The sequence below is a fragment of the Sphingobacterium sp. B16(2022) genome, from assembly GCF_012030425.1.
GTDB classification, from domain to species: domain Bacteria; phylum Bacteroidota; class Bacteroidia; order Sphingobacteriales; family Sphingobacteriaceae; genus Sphingobacterium; species Sphingobacterium anhuiense.
On record NZ_JAAUVN010000001.1, the window covers coordinates 2,062,166 to 2,082,055 of the forward strand.

The following is a 19,890-nucleotide window of genomic DNA, read 5'->3' on the forward strand; positions in this document are numbered from 1 at the left end:
TATCAACCATCTATTGTTCTATTTTGAAAGATTTATTTTTTGTTTTTATATTATCGTCTAATTCGACAGTTTTGAAATTAATTTATGGGCACATTTTATAAAGCCATTGAGCTCGTCACGTTGCTGCAAAATAAAACTATTCTCAGATAACTTGCCAACAACCAAATCACGTTCCTCTTCACTGTTGTATACCATATTTCGAAAAGGATTCTCGTAATCTTTCGCCCTACTTGCGTAAATTTCATCAACCATCCATGTTCGATGCGAGATCGCTTCTTTCAGCCAAGCTTGCACAATTTCAACCGATATAGATTCCGATGTTACGTCTGTAATTTCGAGTAACGATGCAAATGCATGCGCCCTTTTTGTTTCTAAGTAAGATCGACTCAATTCATGATAATATTTATGGATATCTTCCCAATCATCAATCTTGCCTGATTTAATTTCACGAAGCAATTGATCAATAGCATTTTTTTCTATCAATTGCCCACCGATATTTTCCCACTCTAGGCGTTGACTATTTGTCATCTCATTTTTCAACTCTTCAAAGCTATGAGTTTCTAAAAAGTCAATCATATGAATGGTTCCGTAGTATTGGATAAAACGCTTAAAAAGTGGATAAGCAGTGCCAATTTTGACCAATTCCACTTTCCTTTTCGAATGTTCAAATCCTTTTACAAGAACTGATGTAGGTATCTGATCTAGCGGTCCAGTCAATTTTGCTCTACCTGCTCGAATAATTTCTTCTTTGGTGAGCAAATTGCTATCTGCATCAATTTTAGAACCAACTGCCAATTCAATAATGCGCAAGGAATTGAAAAGCTCATTGATCGTATCTGGAGCAAGCATATCATACTCTAAATATTGATTTTTCAATAAACGTTTATCTCTACTTTCATATTTATTTGCATTACGAACAAGCGCATACATATTATACATAAACCAATAACCAGGTATGATCATTAATTTATCGTTTTTAACATCATTGTTGACTAAAGAAAATGGAATCGGAATATCCATTTCATATGGAAAATCACCCTTAACTAGAAGTGTATAAGATGCAAATCTTGAATTATGCTTTAAACTAACACATAGGCCTGGCCAGAATCCTCTTCCTGCAATAATTTCGCCATCTGCAGCTCTAGAATTATGATTCGAACCAACTGTCGCACCTGCAGCCATATTGCTCTGCCCCATGATCGTTGCCGCGCATAAGAAAGAATTGTTATGATGTTGCTCATGTGCAGGAAAGATTAAAGAATTTAGAACTTCGCAACACGAAATAGTTGAGTTATCTCCTAAAAAAGAATTTATAAGACGAGCGCCATATTTCAATTGTGAAAAAGACGACAAAATAAACCTTACAGCTTTAACTCCGTAGAATATACGGCATCCATATCCGACAATTCCATTGACCAATTCACAACCTTCACCGATTTGTGTAAATGCTTCGGGCGAAGAATTAATGGTAAGATTTTTCAGTTTATTGATTCCTTTAATATATGCATCTGAACCAATTTGCACATTTTTTATATTCTGCGAATTTTTAATGATACAGCGATCGCCAATCATACTATAGGTGCCTCGTACTGTGGAAAATCTCTTTTCAGTCAGCTCCTTAAATCTATGCTGCAAAACAGTATCTTGCCTATTTCGTGTCCACAAATAAGCATCCGCTGCTTGCATCCCATCAAAAGGAAGAATAGAGCGCACCCCATTTTCGTTACATAGCTCCAATGCTATCCGTAGATCTTCGGCCTCCCCTTCTCGTAAAACTCCATTTCCAAATTTAGCAGTACTACTCGTCTCCATTTCGCTGATGTTACTTAATATAACATCGTTACCAATAATGAAATGAGACATATAACGGACATGGTGTATAGCCACGTAATCACCCAAATCAGAACTTACAATAGTGCTATTATAAATACCTGATTCCAGTTTAAGATTACGATATTCTAAATAGGTTGGTGCCATATGACCAATTCGAACCAGCCCAAAGAAATTACTCTGTCTAATTTGATAAGGGATAAATGATTCACTTACCAAGATATTCTCCCAATTATCTGCCCTATTACCATTTTCGATAAGAATGACGATTTCTTCTACTGTCAAATTCCTATAATCTGAACGTGGATTTTGTTCAAAACGATGATGATTTTCATCTTTCCCTTTTGGTATAAATACCTGTGGAATAAAATCAAAACCTAATCGAGTGATGCTACCTTTTTTTATTTGACTCATATTTTTATTCAACAGTCACAGATTTGGCTAGATTACGAGGTTTGTCAACATCTTGATTACGTTCAACGCCCATATAGTATGATAATAATTGCAATGGAATAACGGATAAAATAGGTGCTACAATTTCATCAGCATCCGGAATTTCGATATAATCTTCCGCCAACCCTTTTGATACTTCATCTCCCTCAGTAATAACCGCTATAATACGACCTTTTCTGGCCTTCACTTCCTGAATATTACTCACAATTTTCTCATGATAGCGGTCCTTGGTAGCCACAAATACTACTGGAAGATTTTCATCTACTAATGCAATAGGTCCGTGCTTCATCTCTGCTGCCGGATACCCTTCTGCATGGATATACGTAATTTCCTTTAGTTTTAAGGCTCCTTCTAATGCAATAGGGAAATTATATCCTCTACCTAAATATAGAAAATCTCTTGCGTCCTTATATTTACGAGCTATTTCTCTGATTTTTGGAAGTTGCGTATCTAAAATCGTTTGTACTTTATCTGGAACTGCACTCAGTTCTTTTAAAAGATGTGCATATTGGTGCTCATCAATTGTTTTTTTAATATGCGCTATTTTAATTGCGATTAATTCAAGAACTGTTAACTGCGCAGTGAATGCTTTTGTACTTGCTACTCCAATCTCTGGACCAGCATGCGTGTACGCACCAGCGTGTGATAATCTTGCAATAGATGATCCTACAACATTCACAACACCCAATATAATTGCTCCTTTGCTTTTCGCATTTTCTAAAGCAACCAGTGTATCTGCTGTTTCACCGCTCTGTGATATCGCTAAAATAACATCTCCTTCATTTACAATAGGATTTCGGTATCGAAATTCTGAAGCATACTCGACTTCGACATTGATCCGGCAAAGCTCCTCAATTAAATATTCAGCTACTAATCCGGCATGCCAGCTTGTACCACATGAGACGATGACTATTCGATTTGCTTTACAAATCTGCTCTGCGTACTGCTCAATGCCGCTCAATGTAATGGTCAGTTTATCTAAATCCAAACGTCCACGCATTGAATCAAAAATAGCTTGCGGCTGTTCTATAATTTCTTTGAGCATAAAGTGATCATAGCCTCCTTTTTCAATCGCCGCCAATTCCAGATCTAACTTTTGAACATAAGGTGTAACACGCTCATTTCCTATATTTTTTAATATTAATTCATCAGGTTTAACAATGGCCAATTCGTAATCATTGATATACACAACCTCATTGGTATATGCTAACATTGGAGATGCATCGGAACCAAGAAAATGCTCTCCTTTACCAATACCGATAACCAATGGACTTCCTTTACGTGCCGCAATGATAGTTTCAGGATGTTCCGGTTCTATCAATAAAATAACATAAGCACCAACAACCCGTTTTAAAGCAATACGTACTGCTTCCTCTAAACTACAGGCATTATTTTTCTTAATTTCAGAAATAAAATAGAGTAAAACTTCGGTATCTGTATCGCTTTTAAACTCATACCCTTTACTGATTAATTCATTTTTTATAGTTAGATAGTTTTCAATAATACCATTATGAATCATGGCAATTTGACCATCAGGTGTATAATGTGGATGAGCATTTCTGTCGGAAGGCTCACCGTGTGTAGCCCATCTGGTATGTCCAATAGCGGTATGTGAACTAACATCATGGCCAGAAACGGCAGTTTCCAAATTTGCTACTTTACCTGCTTTTTTAAAAACATTGAGCTTGTTTTCTTGAACTAATGCTATACCAGCACTATCATATCCACGATATTCTAATCTCTTAAGTCCATCAAGCACGATAGAAAATGCCTGACGCGGACCCGTGTAACCAACTATTCCACACATAATTTATTATTAACGTTATTAATTTAAACAATTGAATCAAAATTAGCATTTTTTTAAATGCAATCGATTGTTTGAAATAATTTTATCAAAATTTAACATAAATTAAATACGAACAGTAACAAAAGAAGAAAGCCTTGCAGTTTTGCAAGGCTTTCTTCTTTTAAATAAACTTATGAAAAATATTTAGTGCTTGCTGGACATTTCATCTACATAATCATCACTTGGAACATAGTCTGCAACCATTTCTGCTTCGTAATCTACCTTTTCATGATTACCCAATCTTCTTTGAATGCCATCGAAAAGAGAGTAAACAACTGGTACTATTATCAGCGTAAGAAACAACGATGACAATAAACCACCAATAATCACAATTGCAATACCACGGTTCATGTCGGCACCGTCACCTTGCGCCATTGCAATCGGAACCATTCCAATAACCATTGCAATAGTTGTCATTAAAATAGGACGTAAACGTGCATGGTTTGCCGCAATTAATGATTCATATGTAGTAAAACCGGCGTCTTTCTTATGATTTGCAAAGTCAACCAACATAATGGCATTTTTCGCAACTAAACCAATCAACATAATAATACCTAAAATAGTAAAGATATTTAAAGTCTGGTTCGTTAATGCTAATAACAAAAATGCACCAATGAACGATAATGGGATCGAGAATAATACAATAAATGGCGTTGCAAAACTATCATATAAGGCTACCATCACGAAGTATACTAAGATAATGGATGCTAATAATGCAATTCCTAAAGTACCGAAACCTTCTTGTTGATTCTCCATATTTCCGCCCCACTTGAACGATACACCTGGTTTAAGTTCAAGTTTCTTAAATTCAGTTTCCCATTCACTCGCTATCGTACCAGCAGGTTTACCGACAACTTGCGCTTGTACTGAAACAGATGGTGACTTATCACGTCTCTCCAATAAAGTTGGCCCAGATCCATATTCGATATCTGCAAATTGTTCTAAGGAAATCGACTCGCCCTTCGCATTAATGAATTTTAAGTTTTTCACATTATCCATACTCGTTCTCCCAGATTGATCATAACGAATGTTGATATCATATTCTGTATCACCAGCACGGTATTTTGTATCAGTATTACCAGAGAATGCTGTCTGCATCGTCATACCTACAGAAGCGACATTTAATCCCAGAGCATTCATCTTGTCACGATCTAATTGTACATTGATCTCCGGATTACCATCTTCTGATGTCAATTTTACTTCCGTTGCTCCTGAAATATTACGCAATAATGCGGCAGCCTTATCAGCAAATTCTAAAGCATCTTTTTGCGATGATGCAATTACAGTTAGATTCAATGGAGCCTGCTCTGCCCCCATAATACCGATTGAAACCGTCTTTACTTTGGCTCCCACTAAATGCTCTTCCATCTCTCGTTTCAACTTCGCAGCATACACTTTTGTTGGCACCAATTTGTTTTGACCATCTTTCAAATAAATCTGCATTTCAGATTTATACTTCGTTCCTGAAGTACCAGCCATCATACCATCAGACGCCTGTCCCACAGTTGTGATCACTCTTTCGATCTCTGGTTTAGCCGCTAAAAATGATTCAGCTTTTTGAGTCATAAAGTTGGTTTGTTCAATCGAAGCATCTTTATTAAGTTCTAGCTGTAAATAGAATTCTCCTTTATCATTACCCGGAAAGAAATCTGTACCAATGTAACCCATCACCAATAAACTAATGGATGCAGCAAACATCATAATCGTTACGACTAAGGTAATTACCTTATTCCAGCGATTACGTAATGCCCATTCTAAAATTCCAGAAATCCAATGTGTTAATTTCTGTAATCCTGCTTCAAATTTTTCTAAAATTCTACCAAAGAAAGTCGCATTGCTAATGTGTGACAGTTTCCCAAAACGTGAATACAACCAAGGTACTACGGTAAATGAAACAAGTAAAGAGATTAATGTTGCAAAAATAACCGTTACACAAAATTGACGCAAGATGTCAGATACTAAACCTGATGATAAAGCAATCGGTAAGAATACAACAACAATTACTAACGTAATGGCAGTTACGGTAAAACCAATTTCTGCAGCACCATCATAAGCTGCACGAATCTTGCTTTTACCCATTTGCATGTGCCTGTGAATATTCTCAATAACAACGATCGCATCATCCACTAAAATACCAACCACTAGGGAAAGACCTAATAAGGACATTAAGTTAAGCGTATACCCCATTACATAAAGCCCGATAAAAGTTGCAATCAATGACAAAGGAATAGCTACAACAGCGATAAAGGCATCACGTAAACTATGCAAGAAAAACAACATGATAAAACCTACCAAAGCAACAGCGATCATTAAATCGTGCATTACGTTACTTGCGGCATTAATGGTGTATTCAGTCGAATCACTCGCGACATCAATTTTGATTTTTTGTTCCTTGTAATCTTTTTCTACAACCTCGATTGTCTTTTTAACAAGTTTCGATACAGCAACCGCATTGGCATCTGACTGCTTGAAAACCTGCATTAAAATGGTGTTTTTTTGATCAATACGAGATATCTTTTCAATATCCTTGATACCATCCTGAACATCTGCAACATCACTTAAACGAATTGATACACCAGAAGGCGTAGTGATCGGAAGATTACGCATTTGGTCCAATGAGGTAAATTTACCCGATAGACGGATTGTTGTCTGATTGTCTCTCGATTTAATGCTACCTGTAGGAAAATCTAAGTTAGAAGATGCAATTATTTTTTGCACATCACTGATCGTAAGGCCATATCCTTCTAATTTTTCTGGATTAGCACTTACTTGGATTTCGCGTTCTTCACCACCGGTCAAATCTACTTTTGCAACACCTAATATCCGGGCAAAAACAGGTTGAATCTTTTGATCTAATAAGTCGTATAATTCTTTTTCAGATAAGCTTGACGTTACTGAAAGGTTCATTATCGCCACATCATCGAGTGAAAATTTACTTAACGATGGGGTTTCGGCATCTTCCGGTAAATCATTGATCACAGCATTGATTTTACGTTGTGCATCAGTCAAAAGAAAGTTGACATCGGCACCTGTATTTAACGTAATCATGACGACCGAAACACTTTCCATAGATTTTGTTTCAATCTTCTTTACGTTCTCTAAAGATGAAACGGCATCTTCTATTACTTTAGAAACAGATGTTTCTACTTCCGAAGGAGCAGCTCCGGGATAGACGGTCTGTACAGTTATAACATTCACATCAAATTTAGGAACTAATTCGTAGCCTAAATTCAAATAAGATCCGATACCACCTAATGTCAATAATAAAAATATGACAATGATGATACTCGGTCGTTTTATAGATATTTCAGAAATTTTCATTTAAAACTTACGTTAATTATTTAATGATTTCTACAGCAGTACTATCCAATAAATTGATCTGTCCTGTCGTAATGACTTGTGCACCACTTTCAATACCTGAAATGATTTCAACCTGATCTCCAAACACACGACCAGCAGTTACTTTAGTTAATACCGCTTTTCCGTCTTTAACAACAAATACCTGATTCGAGCTTACACTACCGACAAAAGCATCTCTAGGAACAACTAATGCTTGAGCAGTCTGATCATCACCAAAATAAGCTGTTCCGTACATTCCTGCCTTTAAATCATTAGCAGCATTATTACTTATTTCCAATTCAACAGGGAAATTTAGACTTCCATCTGCTTTGGGCGCAATAAATGTGACTTTACCTTGGAAGGTTTTATTAGCTAACACTGCTGACTGAACCTTGATGTTTTGACCTAATTTGACAAATCCTATATTTTTCTCGTCTACGTTTACCTTCAATTTTAATGAAGACACATTGACGATTTCAAACATTTCATTTCCTGGGCTTACATATGAACCCGGCTCAATACTTCTCTTATTGACAATACCAGCAAATGAAGCTTTTACGTTAACATCTGAGGCCGTGATCTGTGATGAGCGTAAATTGTTTTTTGCATTTTCCAATTGCAATTTCATCTGATCTAATTGCTGTTTCGTAACACCACCTGTTGCAAATGCACTTTCAAATCGAGCTACCTCATTTTTCGCATTATCGTAAACCGCCTGCGCATTGTTTACACTTACATTTTGCTTATCTCCAACAATAATGGCTAATGTCTGTCCTACTTTTACATAATCACCTTCATCTACAAGTACACGAGCTACACGTCCAGCAACTTCTGAAGAAAGTTTAACTTCTTGTTTAGGAAGGAAAGTTCCATTTGTTACGTATACTGTATTGACATCCTTAATGCCTGCCTCAGCAATACGAACAGCAACTGCTGCATTTTTTTGCGCTACTACAGCTGTTTGAGCTTCATTCTCCTTTTTATTTTTTTTCAACACATACATAATACCTGCTAATGCAGCAATAACTATGATTCCTGTTATAAATATCTTTTTCATATATCGGTTACTATTTGCTATTTAATAATGTATTTAATTCCCCTTTAGCCTTAATCAATTGAACCTCAGCTACTTTGTAATTTAATAATGATGTACTTAAATTGTTTTGTGCATCTGCATAAGCATTTTCAGCATCTAATAAATCTGTGAGCGTTGCTAATCCATTTTTATAATTATTCTGCGTGTTATCCAAAACTTCTTTCGCTAATTGTACATTTTCGCGATTACTATTAATTGTCAATAGACTATTTGTAATCTGCGATTTGGCATTTTCATTGGATAAACTCAGAGCCAATTTAGTATCTTCCAAATCAACCTGCGCTTGTTTCAACTGAATAGTAGCTTGGTTAATTTTGGCTTTTGTTGTTCCTCCAGTAAAAATAGGAACTGAGAGATTTAAGCCTAAACCAGAAAAACCCGACCATTTAACTCCTTCATTTTTTGCGAAAATTGGGAAAGTTGGTCCCATTCCTAAATATCCTAAATTACCAGAAAAAGAAAGTTTAGGGTAAAGTTCAGCTTTCATAGCATTTCTATTCAACTCCAATAGTTGGTTTTGCTTTTCCAGCAATCTAACTTCAGTTCTTGATGCTAATTCTGCCGCTGCTAAATCAGCTGTTGATAAGTTTATTTCAAAAGTCTCATTGGGAAGTTTAACTTCCTGTTGCATAGGCATACCAATAGCAAATTTCAACGCATTTTCTTTCAATTCCAATGCATTAATCAAAATTTGACGGTTTGCTTTTAAATTATTGACAGCTACACTTGTACGGTCCAAATCAATTTTCTTTCCCAAACCCGCCTGTACCAAACCCGCGATCACATCTCTTGTTTTAGTTGTGCTATTTAAATTATTATCAACGGTCTCTAGTTGTAACTGTGTCTGAAAAACATCATAATACGCATTTGCGACCTTTTCAATTAATTGCTCATCAGACAAGCTTTTATTAATGATATAGAACTCTTTTGTAGTTTTTGCGGCTTTTAAACCCGTAAATAATGATTGGTTAAATAGCTGCTGATTAACCTGCAGGGAAGCATTTGATTGCCACTTTTGCCCCATTGCGACCATTACTGTTTCACCGGGTTTTCCAATAATTTCTCCAGGTAGTGCCACCTTCTGTAACATTGGGTTATATGTCAATGTACCTGCACCACTAATCTGCGGAAGAGCTCCCCCTCGGACTTCGTCAATTTTATACTGGGCGTTCTCTAAATCAAGTGTTGATTTTTTTGCCTCTGCTTTGTTTTCCAGCGCATACTTAAGAGCTTGGTTCAATGTTAATATTTCCTGCGCATGCGCGAAATTCACTGAAAACAAAGCGGCTAATAGCACTCCTACTATTTTTATCTTTTTCATTTTTATAATTAATTCGAAACCGTATTAAACTTTAAACCATTGTATATTAACATTGTTGCATCTTTTTGCTTCTGTAAAACATCGCCCACATTACATTGCGTTGGAATTCCGGTAAACACATCACATAATATTCCTACTAATCCGATACTTTTCATTAGGTAAACGTACATTTCACTTGTTTTATGTACATCCTCTATAGCAAGTTCTTTATTATCTACTCCATTTTGAAATAATTTTGCAACTTCGATAACTTCCTTTTCATGTATTTGACGCATCAATGTTTGCAATGGCGCACCTTTTATCCATTCCATGTTTTCATTCATATGCAACATATAATGACGCTCTATAAATGCTGATTTTAAATCCAACAAATCTAAAAGAAGATTAATGACGGAAGATTTAGACTTCTTAATTAGTTCTTGTTCTTGCTTCCTGAAATCATCTGTGACAGATAAGATCACATCATGCACTAATGTTGTTTTATCAGGATAATAGTAATAAAGGTTTGCCTTGGTAATTTTAACATCTTCTGCAATCTCATTCATGGTTGTTTTAGAAAAGCCATAGTGCGCAAATCTTCTAATAGCTGCGGCAATAATGAACTCTTTCTTATTATCATTGTTTGTTGACATACTTGATTCTAAACTTTTGACTTTATGTAAACTTTGGTCAAATATACAAAAAGTGAAAAACACTCACAATTTAATTGTCAACAGATCGTCAATTTTTAAAATAAAAAAAGTGCATACTATACGATATGCACTTTTTTTATTTTAAACTTATAACTGTTAAAAAGTTATACTGTTTTGAAATTGCTTTAAAAACTTGCGTTTATCCAACTTGTAAAGCCTTGCCGCACGATAAGCTACTCCTTTTTGAACTTCGTCCAATTCTTTAAGAAAACCGTAGTTAATCATTTTTTTTCTAAAATTTCTTTTATCCAATTCTCTTCCCAAAATACTTTCATAGACCATTTGTAACTGTGTCAACGTAAATTTGTCTGGCAACAGTTCAAAAGCGATGGGTGTATTAGCGATACGACGTCTCAATTTTTCAACACTTTGTTTTAAAATTGTACTATGATCAAAAGCCAAATCTGGCACTTTATTTAAAGGGAACCATTTGGCCTGTCGCATATAAGAAGTAACTGGCTTTAACTTAATTTTTGTCTTGTCCAATTGTAGTAAAGCATAGTAAGCAACTGTCAAGATCCTTCCCTGAGGATGTCTTTTTAAACCTGCAAAGGCATACAATTGATCCAAAAACACATCCTTAAGACCTGTATTTTCATATAATATCCGCTTAACAGCATCCTCCATTTCTTCATCATTATTAACAAAAAAACCAGGCAACGCCCACCAATCCTTAAAAGGATATTCATTTCTCTCCGTTAGTAGAACATGTAGTTCCCCCTCATAAAAACCGAAAATGACACAATCGACTGTAAATGTAGTATACAAAACTTTTCTAATTTATTATCTTTACTTAAACCAATGAGTTGAATATGTAGCTTATGCTATAAAGTTAATAACTTTACCTTAATTTTTATCGAAACAAAAAAATAAAAAATAATTTCAATAGTGTAAAAAATACACTATATTCGTACAACCTAAAATTTTTGACAGTGGTGAATATTAAAAGAATCGGAGTTTTTACATCAGGCGGAGACGCTCCAGGCATGAATGCTTGCATTCGAGCGGTTGTCCGTACAGCATTATACGAAAAATTAAGTGTTACCGGTATATACCAAGGATATCAAGGTATGTTGGACGGTAACTTTACAGAAATGACATCACGTTCGGTTAGTAATATTATCCAATTAGGCGGAACTATTCTTAAAACAGCGAGATGTCTCGAATTTAAAACAAAAGAAGGAAGAGCAAAAGCTTACGAAAATGTAAAAGCGGCCGGTATTGATGCTTTGGTTGCTATAGGTGGAGATGGAACTTTTACAGGTGCAGACTTTTTCTCAAAAGAATATGATATTCCAGTTATTTGTATCCCTGGTACAATCGATAACGATTTATACGGATCTGATTTCACATTAGGTTATGATACGGCAACTAATACAGTTATCGAAGCAATAGATAAAATTAGAGATACAGCTGCATCCCATGAGCGTTTATTTTTCATTGAAGTTATGGGAAGAGACTCTGGCTGTATTGCCTTGAATGCTGGCATAGCTGGTGGTGCAGAAGCAATTTTGTTGCCAGAAAAGGAAACAGCGATAGATGAATTAATTGCTCACTTATCAGCTGCAGATGGCCGTGGAAAAAAATCATCTTCAATTGTTATTGTCGCAGAAGGTGATCAAAACGGAGGTGCCTATAATGTAGCCAAAAAAGTGAAAGAAAAATTTGATTATTATGACACAAAAGTTAGTATCTTAGGGCACTTACAACGCGGTGGTTCTCCATCAAGCTTTGATCGGGTACTTGCGAGCCGTTTAGGTTTTGCTGCCGTAAAAGAATTACTAAAAGGAAACAATCGTATGACTGTTGGTGTTAGAGGGAATGAAGTTGTTACGACTCCACTAGAGGAGGCTATTAATAATAAAGAATACAAATTAAGTTCTGATATGTTAGAACTTGTTCAAGTATTGGCTATTTAAAATAAAAAATAGAGAATTCAGATGATTGCAGTGGTCTACAGTGGTTCAAAATTTGCAGATTGGAGATTAGCCGATAAAGGTCGTGTGATCACGGGCTTTCGTACAAGTGGAATTAACCCTTATTTGCAAGACGAGCGATATATTGCACAACTTTTAAATAAAAATACCAATTTGATCAATAATGCTGAAAAGATCAAACGGATTTATTTTTTTGGTGCTGGCTCATCTTCTCCGGAACGCAAGAACAAAATCAAAACTGTATTTGAAAAATTCTTTATTAACGCGAAAGTAAAGGTGGAACATGATGTTATCGCCTCTGCAATTTCTTCTTTTGGCGATGAAAAAGGCATTATTGGCATTATCGGAAGTGGTTCAAATGCGGCATTTTATACGGGAAAAAAAGTTATCCCAAATAATTATGGCCTCGGTTATATTTTAGCCGATGAAGGATCTACGAATTGGACATCAAGAATGTTGTTAAAACATTATTTAACAGATACACTTCCGCAGGATCTGCAGGATAAACTATTAAATAAATATGCTATTGATCGAAAAATAATCTTGGAAAAGGTTTATAATTCCCCTCAACCAACTATTTTTCTCAATTCATTCTCCGAATTTGTATTGGAAAACAAAAATCATCCATTCATTATTCAGATTGTAAAAAATGGATTTCGTTTGTTTCTTAAAACTTTCATTAAACCATTGTACAAGGAACATCCTGATAATGACATTCACTTTACAGGTTCCGTAGCCGCTAATTTTGAAAATTTGCTAAAAGAGGTGGCAACGGAAGAATTTAATATATCAATAGGGACAATTATAAAGGAACCTATTCATAATCTTATAAAATATTATATCAATAAAAATTAATAATATGAAAATTGGAATTAACGGATTTGGCCGTATTGGTCGTTTAGCATTCAGAGCTGCGGTAAATCGTCCAGATGTTGAAGTTGTTGGTATCAATGACTTGGTGGAGCCAGATTATATGGCGTATATGTTGAAATATGATTCAACACATGGTAAATTCGATGGAACAGTAGAGGTTGTTAACGGAAACTTAGTGGTTAACGGAAAAACAATTCGTGTTACAGCAGAAAAAGATCCTGCAAACTTAAAATGGAATGAAGTTGGTGCAGAAGTTATTATTGAATCTACAGGTTTCTTCTTGACACAAGAATTAGCACAGAAACACATTGATGCTGGTGCGAAAAAAGTAGTAATGTCAGCACCTGCTAAAGATGATACTCCTACTTTCGTTATGGGTGTTAATCATAAAGACTTAAAAGCTGATCAACATATCGTTTCTAACGCTTCATGTACAACAAATTGTTTAGCACCTGTTGCTAAAGTATTAAACGACAAATTTGGTATCGTTGAAGGTTTAATGACAACTGTACACGCTGTTACTGCAACTCAAAAAACAGTTGATGGACCTTCAGTGAAAGACTGGAGAGGTGGACGTGGTGCTTATCAAAACATCATCCCTTCTTCTACTGGTGCAGCTAAAGCTGTTGGTTTAGTTTTACCTGAATTAAAAGGTAAATTAACAGGTATGTCTTTACGCGTTCCTACAGCAGACGTTTCTGTTGTTGATTTAACAGTACGTTTAGCAAAATCTGCTACTTACGAAGAAATCAAAGCGGCTATGAAGGAAGCTTCTGAAGGTGACTTAAAAGGTATTTTAGGTTACACAGAAGACGAAGTTGTTTCAACTGATTTCGTAGGTGATGCGCGCACATCTATCTTTGATGCTAAAGCGGGTATTTCATTAAATGAAAACTTCGTTAAAGTTATCTCTTGGTATGACAACGAGTGGGGTTACTCTAACAAGATCGTTGATTTAGTTCAAGAAATTGGTAAATTAGGTTAATCCTTATCGATTGAATAATAAAAGGGCTTTTAATAAATATTAAAAGCCCTTTTTATTTCCTCAATAACTTCCTATGGTTATTGCTCGGCAATGATCGAGCGATCAAGATGAACATAACCACCATCAACATGAATCAACTGCCCTGTTGTATGACTAGATTTGTCGGACAAAAGAAATAATGCTGTATTAGCAATTTCCTCTGAAGTAGTCATTCTATGTTCTAGTGGAATACGATCTGTAATTTTCTTTAAAGTTTCTACAGGATTATCTAAAGTTTGTATCCAGGTATCATATTGTGGCGTAGCACATTCTGCGACGACAATTGCATTCACGCGGATTCGGTGTGGAAGCAGTTCCACAGCCCACTCCCTCGTTAGCGCATTTCTACCGCCATTAGAGGCTGCATAAGCTGATGTATTGCCTTGCCCTGTCTCTGCCGTCTTTGAAGTAATATTTACAATACTACCTTGTGATGCGATCAAAGCATCTAATGCATGATGAGCCATTAAATAATAATGAATTAGATTTTTATGTAAAGAAGCTAAAAACTTTTCATAATTACCAGAGGCTAAACCTACTCCGTCATTCACTCCTGCGTTATTCACTAAGCCATCTATACGCCCAAAATGAGTAATTGTTTTCGCAACTGCAGTCTCACAATCTTTCGGATCAGACAGTTCTGCCTGCACAGCAAAAGCCTGCCCGCCAAGAGCTTCTACTTCTTGCTTAACAAGATCATTATCAACCTGTCTACGTCCAACAATTACCGGAATAGCACCCTCTTTTGCCAAACCTAAAACAATTGCCTTACCAATGCCTTTTGCACCTCCTGTGACAATTATAACTTTATCTTTCAAATTCAAATTCATATTCTACCTTATAAATTATAGGTTTTTAATGCATTCAATCCCCAGAACGCCTCTTTCTCAGCAGTAGTAAATGCGTCCAATTTCGATTCCACAATGGTAACACTTTCTTCATAAGATGCTGCTAATAAACATACCGGCCAATCGGATCCAAACATAATTCGATCTTTACCAAATGAATCAAATACATGTCCTAAATACTGTGTAAAATCATCCAGTCGCCAACTTTTCCAGTCTGCCTCAGTAGCAAGACCAGAAACTTTGCAACTAACATTTGAAAAAGCTGCTAATTCTTCAATAAATAATGCCCATTCTTCAAACTCGCGTGATTTAATTGGGGGTTTAGCAATATGATCCAAAATAAATGTTTGGTTTGGATTTGATTGCACGCATGTTATAGCACCAGCATAATGACGAGGACGAATCAGAAGATCGTATGTATAACGATATTTCGTTAGAGATTCTATCCCTTTTAAAAATGAATCTCGCTGTAAGAAATCGGGATCTTCCTCCCCTTCTACAATATGTCTAAATCCTTTAAGAATAGCTTCATCTCTATACTGATGCAACTGTTCATCAATATTCGAAGCTCGTAAATCGACCCAACCAACGACTCCTTTTACAAAAGAATATTCTTGTGCCAATTGCACCAAATACTTTGTTTCTTCATCAGACTGATCTGCTTGAACAGCAATACAGCCATCAAAATCATTCTTTTCCAGTATAAACTGCAGATCTAGCGGAATAAAGTCTTGTTGTAAAACCTTCATTTCACTAGTAATCCAATTATGTCGTCTGGGATCGTACTGCCAGAAATGTTGATGAGCATCTATACGCATAAGAATTAATTATTTTGAATAAGCAATTACCTCTTGACGGGACTCACCTAGACCATCGGCACCCAATTCAATCACATCGCCAGGTTTTAAATAAATTGGAGGATTAAATCCTAATCCAACACCTGCTGGTGTACCAGTAGAAATTACGTCGCCCGGCAACAATGTCATAAATTGAGACACATAACTCACAATAAAAGGTACTGAAAAGATTAAATTTTTAGTACTTCCATTTTGATACATTTTACCATTTACCTTCAACCAGATATTGACGTCATTAATATCTTTGATTTCATCTTTAGTTGACAAAAAGGGTCCCATAGGAGCGAACGTATTACAACCTTTACCTTTATCCCATGTTCCACCACGTTCTAATTGATATTCACGTTCAGAAACATCATTATGCAACACATATCCCGCTACATAATCCAATGCAGTAGCTTCTTCCACATAAGATGCGGTTTTACCAATAACAATTCCGAACTCCACTTCCCAGTCAGTTTTAACAGAATCGCGAGGTATCATTACCTGATCGTATGGACCTACTAAAGAAGTAGTAGATTTCATAAAAATAATAGGTTCTGCAGGAATTGTAGCACCTGTTTCTTCTGCATGATCTTTGTAATTAAGACCAATACAAACTATTTTAGAAGGTCTTGCAAATGGTGCACCAATTCTTTCAGTATCTGGTACAGGAATTAATTTACCATTATTTGCTTTAACAAACTCTTCTAAAGCCTCTAAACCGTCATTCTCAAAAAAAGACTCATTATAATCACCTCCAAATGCAGATACATCATAATTTACACCATCTATCTGAACACCAATTTGTTCTTTTCCCGCTGCTCCAAAACGTATTAATTTCATATTTTCAATATTAATATTATATATAAGTGATCTCAAAAGATCCTTAATTTAATTATTTAGTTTTATAAAACCTCCATCAATGGGATAATCATTTCCAGTGATAAAACCGGCATCATCACTACATAAAAACAAAGCCAATTTAGCAATTTCTTCAGGTTGTGCCATACGTCCAATCGGTTGACTCTTTGACAATTTCTCAAAGACCTCTGCTTCTTGTCCTGGGTAGTTTTTGGCAATGAAACCATCCACAAATGGTGTGTGTACTCTTGCAGGTGAAATACTATTACATCTAATTCCATCAGCCATGTAATCACGAGCAACCGATAGTGACATTGCAAAAATGGCACCTTTACTCATTGAATATGCGAATCGATCTGTAATTCCTACCCAAGCTGCAATGGACGCTAGATTAAGAATTGCCCCGCCACCATTTTCCTTCATTTTTGGAACAACTGCATAAAGCGCATTATAAGCACCTTTAACATTTACATTAAATACTCTTTCAAAATCTTCAGTTTTACAATTTTCTAGATTTCCAACATGAGCGATACCTGCATTGTTAACTAAAATATCAATTTTACCGATAGTATTTACAATTGATAACACCTCATCCTGAAGACTTACATTACATGCATGGACAAATCCCCGTCCTCCTTGATTAGTTATTTCAGAAACGACACTTTGCCCCCCTTCAATATTAAGATCCAGAATATGAACAGTTGCTCCTTCTGCGGCAAAAAGTAAACTTATTGCACGACCTATTCCACTTCCACCACCTGTGATAACAGCTACTTTATTTTGCAATTTTGACATGTTATTATATTATTTATTATTAATATCTGATCCATGATACTTCATGAACAGCTACCTTATGATTATTAAAATTTATTAACAAAAAGAACGTGTCTATCAAGCTTTACTGATAATCTTGACACAAAATTATGATTATAAAGATACGCCTCTTCTCCAAGGAATAAAGTCATCCTGTCCCAAAAGTACCGCTTTCGGCACCACTGTTCCGCTAGCCACTTCAATCACATAATCTAATATACGATGTGCCGCTTCTTGAATTGATTCCTCACCCTCGATAATAGTCCCACAGTTAATATCGATGATATCTGGCATTTTCTCAAATGTCTTTGTATTTGTAGACAGTTTAATCACTGGAGTTATTGGATTACCCGTTGGTGTTCCTAGACCAGTGGTAAACAAAACAATATTTGCTCCTGCAGCAACTTCTGCGGTAGTACTTTCAACATCATTTCCTGGTGTACATAGCAGATTAAGACCTGGCTTATTGGCTAACTCTGGATAATCAATTACTGCAGTTACAGGCGATGTACCGCCTTTCTTGGCAGCTCCAGCAGACTTTATTGCATCGGTGATCAGACCATCACGAATATTGCCAGGAGAAGGATTCATATAAAAACCAGAACCATCAGCCTCAGCTTTCGCATTATAAACACGCATTAACTCCATAAATTTATCCGCAGTCTCTTCATCTACACATCGGTCACTTAACTCTTGTTCAACCCCACATAACTCTGGAAATTCAGCTAAAATAACAGATCCACCTAACGTTACTAAAATATCAGAAAGATATCCGAGAGCAGGATTTGCAGAGATACCAGAAAACCCATCCGATCCGCCACATTCGAGACCTATACATAATTTATCTAAGGTAGCGGGTTGACGTATACATTTATTTGCTTCCATCATTCCTGCAAATGTTGCCTTCACAGCCTTTTGCATTAATTCCTTCTCCGTACCTTCTTTTTGTTGTTCAAAAATATACAAAGGTTTATCACACTTCGAATCCCTTTTCGCGATCTCCGCCTCTAATATTGAGGCTTGAGCATGTTGACAACCTAAACTTAAGATGGTTGCACCTGCTACATTTGGATGTGTAATGTAGCCTGCAAGCAAACCACAAAGTGCATCCGAATCCATACGTGTACCGCCACAGCCCATTTCATGATTTAAAAACTTGATTCCATCGACATTTTCAAATAAGCGATGGTCGCTTGCTCGCGTTGCCGAAGAACTTAAATCCTGAGCTATGATCTGATTAATATCTGCACCTGATTGATATAAACGGATCAATTCATCCACTTCAGTGGTATAATCATTCGCCCTTACTTTATACCCCAACTTCTCTTCAAAAGCTGTCTTTAAAGTCAGGACATTTCTATTTTCACAAAAAACCAATGGGATTACTAACCAGTAATTAGCAGTACCAACCGATCCGTTAGATCGATGAAAGCCATTGAAGGTTTTTGCTAAAAAAGATGAAACATCAGGTTTTATCCAGTCCGTTCTTCTTTTACTTAGCTTAAAATCATCGGCGGCATGACGTAGATTTTCTGTAGAAATCAAGGCACCAGTTTCTAATGCACAGTTTACCTTTCCAACCAACACACCGTACATATAAACCTCAGCGTCCTGACTTAAAGGAGAGATGGTAAACTTATGCTTGGCAGCTACATCTTGCAATAAATGGAAATTGTTATTTTTCCATTCAATTAACGTTCCTTTAGGCAAATCTTGCAAAGCCACTAATACATTATCCTCTGGATGAATCTGCAAATATGTTTTTTTATCTTTTATCATTTTATTTCTTCAAATCAAATATCTGTTTCATTAAAACCCACTTCTCATTTTCTTTAGCTCCCGGAATAGCACTCTGGTACTTCCACATCAGCTGTTCCCATTCCTGAACTTTAGGATTGGTAGCATCCATATTTGCTTTTCTTTCAAATGTAAAAGTGTCATCCACTTCCATGATCATAAACAAGCGATTTTCAAATCTAAAAATTTGCATTTTAGTAACACCGGCATCTAAAATTGATTGTTGAATTTCGGAACTAACACTCCTATGATATTTTTCATATTCAGCAATTAATTTAGGATCATTAACCAGATCTAAGGCAAAAGTATATTGAGTCATTT

Annotated in this window: 16 protein-coding genes; 3 read left to right on the forward strand and 13 right to left on the reverse strand. The window is 36.0% G+C overall.

Annotated elements, in window-relative coordinates; genetic code table 11:
* Positions 1-57: 57 nt before the first annotated feature.
* The 7 genes from HCX49_RS09080 to HCX49_RS09110 form a co-directional block, all read right to left on the reverse strand.
* Positions 58-2,244: a DUF4954 family protein gene (locus HCX49_RS09080; protein ID WP_132773555.1), complete on the reverse strand. Its 2,187-nt coding sequence runs from the start codon at positions 2,242-2,244 to the stop codon at positions 58-60.
* A gap of 4 nt (positions 2,245-2,248) precedes the next feature.
* On the reverse strand, positions 2,249-4,090 hold the full coding sequence (gene glmS, locus HCX49_RS09085; protein WP_132773553.1) for a glutamine--fructose-6-phosphate transaminase (isomerizing): 1,842 nt from the start codon (positions 4,088-4,090) through the stop codon (positions 2,249-2,251).
* Between the two features lie 183 nt (positions 4,091-4,273).
* Positions 4,274-7,450 (reverse strand): efflux RND transporter permease subunit, encoded by a 3,177-nt coding sequence (locus HCX49_RS09090; protein WP_132773551.1) that lies wholly within the window; start codon positions 7,448-7,450, stop codon positions 4,274-4,276.
* A 16-nt stretch (positions 7,451-7,466) separates the two neighbouring features.
* A complete protein-coding gene (locus tag HCX49_RS09095; RefSeq protein ID WP_168126869.1) occupies positions 7,467-8,525 on the reverse strand; it encodes an efflux RND transporter periplasmic adaptor subunit in 1,059 nt (352 codons plus the stop codon).
* 10 nt (positions 8,526-8,535) lie between these two features.
* Positions 8,536-9,885 carry a TolC family protein gene (locus tag HCX49_RS09100; RefSeq protein WP_132773547.1) on the reverse strand — a complete coding sequence of 450 codons (1,350 nt, stop codon included), beginning with the start codon at positions 9,883-9,885 and terminating at the stop codon, positions 8,536-8,538.
* Positions 9,886-9,893: 8 nt separating this feature from the next.
* Positions 9,894-10,517 carry a TetR/AcrR family transcriptional regulator gene (locus HCX49_RS09105; RefSeq protein WP_021190384.1) on the reverse strand — a complete coding sequence of 208 codons (624 nt, stop codon included), beginning with the start codon at positions 10,515-10,517 and terminating at the stop codon, positions 9,894-9,896.
* A 156-nt stretch (positions 10,518-10,673) separates the two neighbouring features.
* Positions 10,674-11,345: an NUDIX hydrolase gene (locus HCX49_RS09110; protein ID WP_021190385.1), complete on the reverse strand. Its 672-nt coding sequence runs from the start codon at positions 11,343-11,345 to the stop codon at positions 10,674-10,676.
* Positions 11,346-11,509: 164 nt separating this feature from the next.
* Here HCX49_RS09110 and pfkA point away from each other — a divergent pair, with 164 nt between their 5' ends.
* Genes pfkA through gap form a run of 3 tightly spaced genes read left to right on the forward strand, consistent with a single transcriptional unit; the run spans position 11,510 to position 14,372 of the window.
* Positions 11,510-12,496, forward strand: a complete 987-nt coding sequence (gene pfkA / locus HCX49_RS09115) for a 6-phosphofructokinase (protein WP_021190386.1) — start codon at positions 11,510-11,512, stop codon at positions 12,494-12,496.
* A 21-nt stretch (positions 12,497-12,517) separates the two neighbouring features.
* Positions 12,518-13,369, forward strand: a complete 852-nt coding sequence (locus tag HCX49_RS09120) for a hypothetical protein (protein ID WP_021190387.1) — start codon at positions 12,518-12,520, stop codon at positions 13,367-13,369.
* Between the two features lie 4 nt (positions 13,370-13,373).
* Positions 13,374-14,372, forward strand: a complete 999-nt coding sequence (gene gap / locus HCX49_RS09125) for a type I glyceraldehyde-3-phosphate dehydrogenase (protein ID WP_132773545.1) — start codon at positions 13,374-13,376, stop codon at positions 14,370-14,372.
* A 77-nt stretch (positions 14,373-14,449) separates the two neighbouring features.
* Here the strand turns inward: gap and HCX49_RS09130 are convergent, their stop codons facing one another.
* The 6 genes from HCX49_RS09130 to HCX49_RS09155 all read right to left on the reverse strand — a co-directional run bounded on the left by HCX49_RS09130 (position 14,450) and on the right by HCX49_RS09155 (position 19,888).
* A complete protein-coding gene (locus tag HCX49_RS09130) occupies positions 14,450-15,241 on the reverse strand; it encodes an SDR family oxidoreductase (protein WP_132773543.1) in 792 nt (263 codons plus the stop codon).
* Positions 15,242-15,249: 8 nt separating this feature from the next.
* Positions 15,250-16,077, reverse strand: a complete 828-nt coding sequence (locus tag HCX49_RS09135) for an amidohydrolase family protein (RefSeq protein ID WP_132773541.1) — start codon at positions 16,075-16,077, stop codon at positions 15,250-15,252.
* Between the two features lie 9 nt (positions 16,078-16,086).
* Positions 16,087-16,941 carry a fumarylacetoacetate hydrolase family protein gene (locus HCX49_RS09140; RefSeq protein ID WP_021190390.1) on the reverse strand — a complete coding sequence of 285 codons (855 nt, stop codon included), beginning with the start codon at positions 16,939-16,941 and terminating at the stop codon, positions 16,087-16,089.
* 48 nt (positions 16,942-16,989) lie between these two features.
* Positions 16,990-17,754 (reverse strand): SDR family NAD(P)-dependent oxidoreductase, encoded by a 765-nt coding sequence (locus HCX49_RS09145; protein WP_021190391.1) that lies wholly within the window; start codon positions 17,752-17,754, stop codon positions 16,990-16,992.
* Between the two features lie 132 nt (positions 17,755-17,886).
* Positions 17,887-19,551, reverse strand: coding sequence for a UxaA family hydrolase (locus HCX49_RS09150; RefSeq protein ID WP_168126870.1), 1,665 nt, complete (start codon positions 19,549-19,551; stop codon positions 17,887-17,889).
* A 1-nt stretch (position 19,552) separates the two neighbouring features.
* Positions 19,553-19,888 (reverse strand): L-rhamnose mutarotase, encoded by a 336-nt coding sequence (locus HCX49_RS09155; RefSeq protein ID WP_132773537.1) that lies wholly within the window; start codon positions 19,886-19,888, stop codon positions 19,553-19,555.
* Positions 19,889-19,890 lie beyond the last annotated feature (2 nt).

Bases quoted from the DNA above. Each gene is read 5' to 3' on its own strand.
- HCX49_RS09080 (WP_132773555.1), bottom strand. From the start codon at position 2,244: ATGAGTCAAATAAAAAAAGGTAGCATCACTCGATTAGGTTTTGATTTT.
- glmS (WP_132773553.1), bottom strand. From the start codon at position 4,090: ATGTGTGGAATAGTTGGTTACACGGGTCCGCGTCAGGCATTTTCTATC.
- HCX49_RS09090 (WP_132773551.1), bottom strand. From the start codon at position 7,450: ATGAAAATTTCTGAAATATCTATAAAACGACCGAGTATCATCATTGTC.
- HCX49_RS09095 (WP_168126869.1), bottom strand. From the start codon at position 8,525: ATGAAAAAGATATTTATAACAGGAATCATAGTTATTGCTGCATTAGCA.
- HCX49_RS09100 (WP_132773547.1), bottom strand. From the start codon at position 9,885: ATGAAAAAGATAAAAATAGTAGGAGTGCTATTAGCCGCTTTGTTTTCA.
- HCX49_RS09105 (WP_021190384.1), bottom strand. From the start codon at position 10,517: ATGTCAACAAACAATGATAATAAGAAAGAGTTCATTATTGCCGCAGCT.
- HCX49_RS09120 (WP_021190387.1), top strand. From the start codon at position 12,518: ATGATTGCAGTGGTCTACAGTGGTTCAAAATTTGCAGATTGGAGATTA.
- gap (WP_132773545.1), top strand. From the start codon at position 13,374: ATGAAAATTGGAATTAACGGATTTGGCCGTATTGGTCGTTTAGCATTC.
- HCX49_RS09130 (WP_132773543.1), bottom strand. From the start codon at position 15,241: ATGAATTTGAATTTGAAAGATAAAGTTATAATTGTCACAGGAGGTGCA.
- HCX49_RS09135 (WP_132773541.1), bottom strand. From the start codon at position 16,077: ATGCGTATAGATGCTCATCAACATTTCTGGCAGTACGATCCCAGACGA.
- HCX49_RS09140 (WP_021190390.1), bottom strand. From the start codon at position 16,941: ATGAAATTAATACGTTTTGGAGCAGCGGGAAAAGAACAAATTGGTGTT.
- HCX49_RS09145 (WP_021190391.1), bottom strand. From the start codon at position 17,754: ATGTCAAAATTGCAAAATAAAGTAGCTGTTATCACAGGTGGTGGAAGT.
- HCX49_RS09150 (WP_168126870.1), bottom strand. From the start codon at position 19,551: ATGATAAAAGATAAAAAAACATATTTGCAGATTCATCCAGAGGATAAT.
- HCX49_RS09155 (WP_132773537.1), bottom strand. From the start codon at position 19,888: ATGACTCAATATACTTTTGCCTTAGATCTGGTTAATGATCCTAAATTA.